Source organism: Arenimonas sp. (assembly GCF_035721105.1).
Taxonomy (GTDB): Bacteria; Pseudomonadota; Gammaproteobacteria; order Xanthomonadales; family Xanthomonadaceae; genus Arenimonas.
Genome location: NZ_DASTNG010000072.1, coordinates 1 through 5,631, shown reverse-complemented (window position 1 = coordinate 5,631; position 5,631 = coordinate 1). Strand labels below are relative to the sequence as shown.

At 71.9% G+C, this 5,631-nt stretch carries 7 protein-coding genes; 5 read left to right on the top strand and 2 right to left on the bottom strand.

Features of this window, described 5'->3' with window-relative positions; genetic code table 11:
• The 5 genes from VFQ84_RS11600 to VFQ84_RS11580 form a co-directional block, all read left to right on the top strand.
• The coding region (locus VFQ84_RS11600) for an SPOR domain-containing protein (protein ID WP_325131792.1) at positions 1-438 on the top strand (438 nt) is incomplete at its 5' end.
• Positions 439-462: 24 nt separating this feature from the next.
• Positions 463-1,014, top strand: a complete 552-nt coding sequence (locus VFQ84_RS11595; protein ID WP_325131791.1) for a CvpA family protein — start codon at positions 463-465, stop codon at positions 1,012-1,014.
• Between the two features lie 18 nt (positions 1,015-1,032).
• Entirely contained in the window at positions 1,033-2,505 is a 1,473-nt protein-coding gene (gene purF / locus VFQ84_RS11590; RefSeq protein ID WP_325131790.1) for an amidophosphoribosyltransferase, read from the top strand.
• 275 nt (positions 2,506-2,780) lie between these two features.
• Positions 2,781-3,554: a ferritin-like domain-containing protein gene (locus VFQ84_RS11585; protein WP_325131793.1), complete on the top strand. Its 774-nt coding sequence runs from the start codon at positions 2,781-2,783 to the stop codon at positions 3,552-3,554.
• Positions 3,551-4,246 carry a hypothetical protein gene (locus tag VFQ84_RS11580; protein WP_325131789.1) on the top strand — a complete coding sequence of 232 codons (696 nt, stop codon included), beginning with the start codon at positions 3,551-3,553 and terminating at the stop codon, positions 4,244-4,246. Before VFQ84_RS11585 ends, VFQ84_RS11580 begins: the two co-directional genes overlap by 4 nt.
• A gap of 48 nt (positions 4,247-4,294) precedes the next feature.
• Here VFQ84_RS11580 and lpxH read toward each other — a convergent pair whose 3' ends face one another.
• Both lpxH and VFQ84_RS11570 read right to left on the bottom strand, forming a co-directional pair.
• Positions 4,295-5,023, bottom strand: a complete 729-nt coding sequence (gene lpxH, locus VFQ84_RS11575; protein WP_325131788.1) for a UDP-2,3-diacylglucosamine diphosphatase — start codon at positions 5,021-5,023, stop codon at positions 4,295-4,297.
• Positions 5,020-5,631: peptidylprolyl isomerase (locus VFQ84_RS11570; RefSeq protein ID WP_325131787.1), on the bottom strand; the 612-nt coding region annotated here is incomplete at its 5' end. The genes VFQ84_RS11570 and lpxH, both read right to left, overlap by 4 nt.

Sequence of the window (5,631 nt, the reverse complement as noted above, 5' to 3'; positions counted from 1 at the left end):
GGGCCCTATGCGACCCGCGCCGAGGCCGAGGCCGCGCGCCTGCGCGCAGCGCACGTCCGTGACGACGTCGACGCGCGCGTGGTGGTGCTCGACGCCGAAGTGGCCGCGCCGCCACCGGCGCCTGTTGCGTCCGCTACGCCGGTTCCCGCCGCGCCGAAGCCGGTCGCTCCGGCGCCCACGCCGCCGCCGGCCGCCGCGACCGGCACCGGCTTCGCCGTGCAGCTGGCCGCATTCAGCAAGCCGGCAGACGCCACCGCGCTGCGCGACAAGGCGCGAGCCGCCGGCTTCAGTGCCTTCACCGAGTCCGTCGTGACCGACAAGGGCACGCTGACGCGGGTGCGGATCGGCCCGGTCGCGAGTCGTGCCGAAGCCGGGCAGTTGCAGGCGCAGGTGAAGGCGAAACTCGGCGTTGCCGGGATCGTCCGCCCGCATCCCTGACCGGGCGCCTGCGCCGATGACACCATGACCGCCACCGACTTGCTGCTGCTGGCAGTGATCGGCGCATCGACCCTGCTGGGGTTGGTGCGCGGCTTCATCGGCGTGCTCGCTTCGCTGCTGGCGTGGGTACTGGCGGGCTGGGCGGCGTTCCGCTTCGGCGCGCGGGTGGCGCTGGCGCTGTCCGGCGGCGCGGAGCCGGGCGCCGGCCAGTTGCTTGCCGGTTACGGACTGAGTTTCCTCGGCGTGCTGCTGTTCGTCGGCGTGGTCGGCTGGATCGTGCGCAAGCTGGTGCATTCGGTCGGGCTGTCCGGCATGGACCGCGCGCTCGGCTTCGCGCTGGGCCTGGTGCGCGGCGGCTTCGTCGCCTGCCTGCTGGTGCTGCTGATGGGCTTCACCACCCTGCCGCGCGAGCCCGGCTGGCACCAGTCGCAGGTGGTGCCGGTGCTGCTGCCGGGCGCGCAATGGTTGCGCGGCTGGCTGCCCGGCTGGGCGGCGGCGCGGGTTGATTTCGGCGGTTCGCAACCGCATTCCATCGACACCGGTGACGCCCTGGCGCTGCCGCAACCGGGCGCCTGACGCCCTGGAGTTCCGGACATGTGCGGCATCGTAGGCATCGTGGCGACGCAGGACGTCGCGGCCCAGTTGTACGACGGCCTGACCGTGCTGCAGCACCGCGGCCAAGACGCGGCCGGCATCGCCACCGCCGACGGCACCCACCTGCGCGTGCACAAGGGCAATGGCCTGGTGCGCGACGTGTTCGACGCCCGCTCGATGCGCCTGCTCGAAGGCCGCGTCGGCATCGCCCACTGCCGTTACCCGACCGCCGGATCCGAGGGCCTGGACGAGGCGCAGCCGTTCTACGTCAACTCCCCGTACGGGATCGCGCTGGCGCACAACGGCAACCTGATCAACACCGACGCGCTGCGCCGCGAGGTGTTCGAACATGACCGGCGCAACGTCAACACCGAGTCCGACTCGGAAGTGCTGCTGAACGTGTTCGCGCACGAGCTGGACACCCAGAAGGCCCTGACCCCGGACTCGGTGTTCCGCGCGATCGAAGGGGTCAACCGCCGCGCCCGCGGCGGCTATGCCGTCGTCTGCACGGTGCTCGGCCTGGGCCTGGTCGCATTCCGCGACCCGCACGGCATCCGCCCGCTGGTGCTGGGCAAGCGCGCCACCCCGGGCGGCGAGGACGAATACATCGTCGCCTCGGAGTCGGTCGCGCTCGACATCCTCGGCTTCGAACGGCTGCGCGACGTCGCGCCGGGCGAAGCCGTGGTGGTCACCCCGCGCGGGGAACTGTTCACCCGGCAATGCGCGCCGCCGCAGCAGCATGCGCCGTGCATCTTCGAGTACGTGTACTTCGCGCGCCCGGACTCGATGATGGACGACATCTCGGTGCACAAGGCGCGCATGCGCATGGGCGTCAAGCTCGGCGAGAAGATCCAGCGCCTGCGCCCGGACCACGACATCGACGTGGTGATCCCGATCCCCGACACCTCGCGCGATGCCGCGCTGGAAATCGCCAACGTGCTCGGGGTGAAGTACCGCGAGGGCTTCATCAAGAACCGCTACGTCGGCCGCACCTTCATCATGCCGGGGCAGGGCGAGCGGGTGAAGTCGGTGCGCCGCAAGCTCAATCCGATCCCGCTGGAGTTCAGGGACCGGGTGGTGCTGCTGGTCGACGACTCGATCGTGCGCGGCACCACCAGCCAGCAGATCGTGCAGATGGCGCGCGACGCCGGCGCCAAGAAGGTCTACCTGGCTTCGGCGGCGCCGCCGGTGCGGCACCCGAACATCTACGGTATCGACATGCCCTCGGCCGACGAGCTGGTGGCGCACGGCCGCACCGAGGACGAGATCGAGAAGCTGCTGGGCTGCGACTGGCTGGTCTACCAGGACCTGGCCGACCTCGAGGCCGCCGTCGCCGGGCCGAAGTTCCCCAACCGCGCCTTCGACAGCTCCTGCTTCAGCGGCGAGTACGTGACCGGCATCGAACCCGGCTACTTCGAACGCATCCAGCAGCTGCGCTCCGACGACGCCAAGCGGAAGCGGCGTGCGTCCTGATCGCGCGCTTTTGGGGCTTGGTGTGTCCGAACGCGGATCAAAGCGGATCAAAGCCGATAAGAGCGGATACCGCTAAAAAATTTGAAGTCGATCCGTGGGGCCGGAACGCCAGGCTGTCTGGCCGCCCATTTCGAATCGCCGTGTTCCCATCCGATTTCGCTTTATCCGCTCTTATCGGCTTTGATCCGCTTTGATCCGTGTTCAAACACTGGACCCCCTTCGTGCCCCGACCCCCAACCACGCCATCCCTCCACGAAGCCGCCCACGCTTGCCTGATGGCGCGGGAGCCGGCGGAGAAGCTGCGGTTGACGCATGCGGCCGCGGCGGCGTTCCGGGCCGGGGAGTTGGTGCTGGACGAGGACGCGCCGGAGGCGGAGGTGATCGCGGTGCCGGGGCGGCCGGAGCGGCCGGGGCTGGTGTCGCCGCGCGAGGTGCCGCAGCGGGGCCTGGGCAGCGTGGCCGGGCGCGGGGCCTTCCTGCATGCGATCGCGCACATCGAATTCAACGCGGTGAATCTGGCCTGGGACGCGGTGTACCGCTTCCGCGGCATGCCCGCGGCCTTCTATGCCGATTGGGTGGCGGTGGCCGACGACGAGGCACGCCACTTCGCGATGCTGTCGGGGCGGCTGGCGGCATTGGGCACCGCCTACGGCGACCATCCCGCGCACAACGGGCTGTGGGAAATGGCCGTGGCCACCGCCGACAGCTGCCTGCGGCGGATGGCGCTGGTGCCGCGCGTGCTCGAGGCGCGCGGGCTGGACGTGACGCCGGGCATGATCACGCGGCTGCGGCTCAACGGCGACGACGCCTCGGCCGACGTGCTCGAGGTGATCCTGCGCGAGGAAGTGGCCCACGTCGCCGCCGGCACCCGCTGGTTCCACTGGTGCTGCGAGCGCGAGGGCCTGGCGCCGAGCCGCGAGTTCATCCGGCTGGTGCGCGAGGCCGCGCGCGGCTCGCTGCGCGGGCCCTTCAACCGCCCGGCGCGCCACGCCGCCGGGTTCGACGATTACGAAATGAGCGAACTCGAAGCGATGGAGCCCGCGCGATGAAGCGACTGCTGCTGCCCGCCGTGCTGCTGCTGGCCGCCTGCCAGCCGCAGGAGATCGATCCGGCCTACGACGAAGCCAAGGGCGCCGAACTGCTGGCCGCCTACGAGGCCGCGCGCGCCAGCGGCGACTTCGAGATCGCCGAGGCGCGCGGCGACGAGCTGCGCGAACGCCACGGCGAGACCGAAGCCGCCGCGACCATGCGCCGCACGCTGGAACAGGTCCGCGCCGAAGCCGAGGCGATGCGCGAGCGCCGGCGCCTGGTGCAGCTGTGGGACTACCAGCAGAATCCCGCCGCCGGCGGCATCCAGCACACCGCCAGCCTCTACAGCCGGGTGCCGCTGGACCTGGAAACCGGGCGGCCATTGGCCATTCCCGACGCCCAGCTGATCCTGCGCCGCCACCCGGCGTGGGGCGAAAGCGCCTACCTCGTGCTGACGCAGAAGACCCTGCAGTGCGGTCCGCCCTGCCGGCTCAAGATCCGCTTCGACGACGGCGAGACGCTGTCCTTCGAAGGCGATCCCGCCGACACCGGCACCGGCCCCGCGCTGTTCATCGTCGATCGCGACCGCTTTCTGGCGGCGATGACCGACGCCACCCGCGTGCGCATCGAGCTGCCGCGCTCGGGCGCGCTGGTGCCGGTGTTCGAATTCGAAGTGGGCGGCTTCCAGCCGGCGCGACACCTGGCCCGCTGAGGGCCGCACGCGCCGGCCCCCGCGCCAGCGACCCGACCGGCTTGCGGCTCAGACGGGCGCAGGCAGGGCGTCGAGGCGGAGCCCGTCGCCGTCGAGGCGCAGCACGCTGCCCTGGTCGTACCAGTCGCCCAGCACGATGCGCTGGGCGGGGCGGCCGGCCACGTCCAGCGCGTGGATCGCGGGGCGATGGGTGTGGCCATGGACCAGGCGGGTGACGCCGTGGCGCGTCATCACGTCCTCGACCGCGGCCGCCGCGACGTCGGTGATCGCTTCCGACACGCCCTGCTGGTGCTGCTGGCTGGCGGCGCGCGCCTGCGCCGCGAACGCCTGCCGCGCGGCCAGCGGCTGGGCCAAGAAGGTCGCCTGCCAGGCCGGGTCGCGGACCTGGCGGCGGAAGGCCTGGTAGGCCAGGTCGTCGGTGCACAGCAGGTCGCCGTGCATCAGCAGGGTGGGCACGCCGTGCAGGTCGACCACGCAGGGATCGGGCAGCAGGGTCGCGCCGCAGCGCGCCGCCATGGCCGGGCCGTAGAGGAAGTCGCGGTTGCCGCGCATCAGGAATACCGGCACGCCGCTGTCGGCAAGCGCCTTCATCGCCGCGCAGACCGAAGCACCGGGTTCGCCCGGATCGTCGTCGCCGACCCAGGCCTCGAACAGGTCGCCAAGCACGTACAGCGCCTCGGCCTGCCGCGCTTCGCCGGCCAGGAAGTCCAGGAACAGCCGCGTGATCGCCGGCCGCGCGGCGTCCAGGTGCAGGTCGGACACGAACAGCACGGTCATGGCGTCGCCGCCTCCGGGTCGGTCGGCGCATCGGACGCGGCGGGCGCAGTGGCCGGCAGCGGGCCAAGCACCTGCACCCGTTCGATCACCACCGGCACCACCGGCACCCAGCCGGTGAACGGCCCCTGCGCGCCGGTCGGCACGGCCGCGATCCGGTCGATCACGTCCAGCCCCTGCAGCACCCGGCCGAACACGGCGTAGCCCGCGGTGTAGGGATCGCCGGGCGCGGTCTGGTCGAGCTTGGGGTTGTCGACGAGGTTGAAGAAGAACTGCGAGGTCGCGGACTCGAGCACGCCGCGATCGCGCGCCGCGGCGACCGTGCCGCGGCGGTTGGACAGGCCGTTGCCGCCTTCGTGCGGCACCGGCGCCCGGCTCGGCTTCTGCTGCAGGTCGGGGGTGAAGGCGCCGGCCTGCACCAGCAGGCCCGGGATGACGCGATGGAACACGGTGCCGTTGTAGTGGCCGTCGCGCGCGTAGGCCAGGAAGTTCTCGACCGTTCGCGGTGCGGCGGCGGCGTCCAGTTCCAGCGTGATTTCGCCCAGCGTGGTGACCAGCAGGACGCGCACCGGCGGCGGCGCGGGGGCCGGTTCGGCCGGCGCCGGCGCGGC

Coding starts and splice junctions, on each gene's coding strand:
- VFQ84_RS11595 (WP_325131791.1), top strand. CDS start 463: ATGACCGCCACCGACTTGCTGCTGCTGGCAGTGATCGGCGCATCGACC.
- purF (WP_325131790.1), top strand. CDS start 1,033: ATGTGCGGCATCGTAGGCATCGTGGCGACGCAGGACGTCGCGGCCCAG.
- VFQ84_RS11585 (WP_325131793.1), top strand. CDS start 2,781: ATGGCGCGGGAGCCGGCGGAGAAGCTGCGGTTGACGCATGCGGCCGCG.
- VFQ84_RS11580 (WP_325131789.1), top strand. CDS start 3,551: ATGAAGCGACTGCTGCTGCCCGCCGTGCTGCTGCTGGCCGCCTGCCAG.
- lpxH (WP_325131788.1), bottom strand. CDS start 5,023: ATGACCGTGCTGTTCGTGTCCGACCTGCACCTGGACGCCGCGCGGCCG.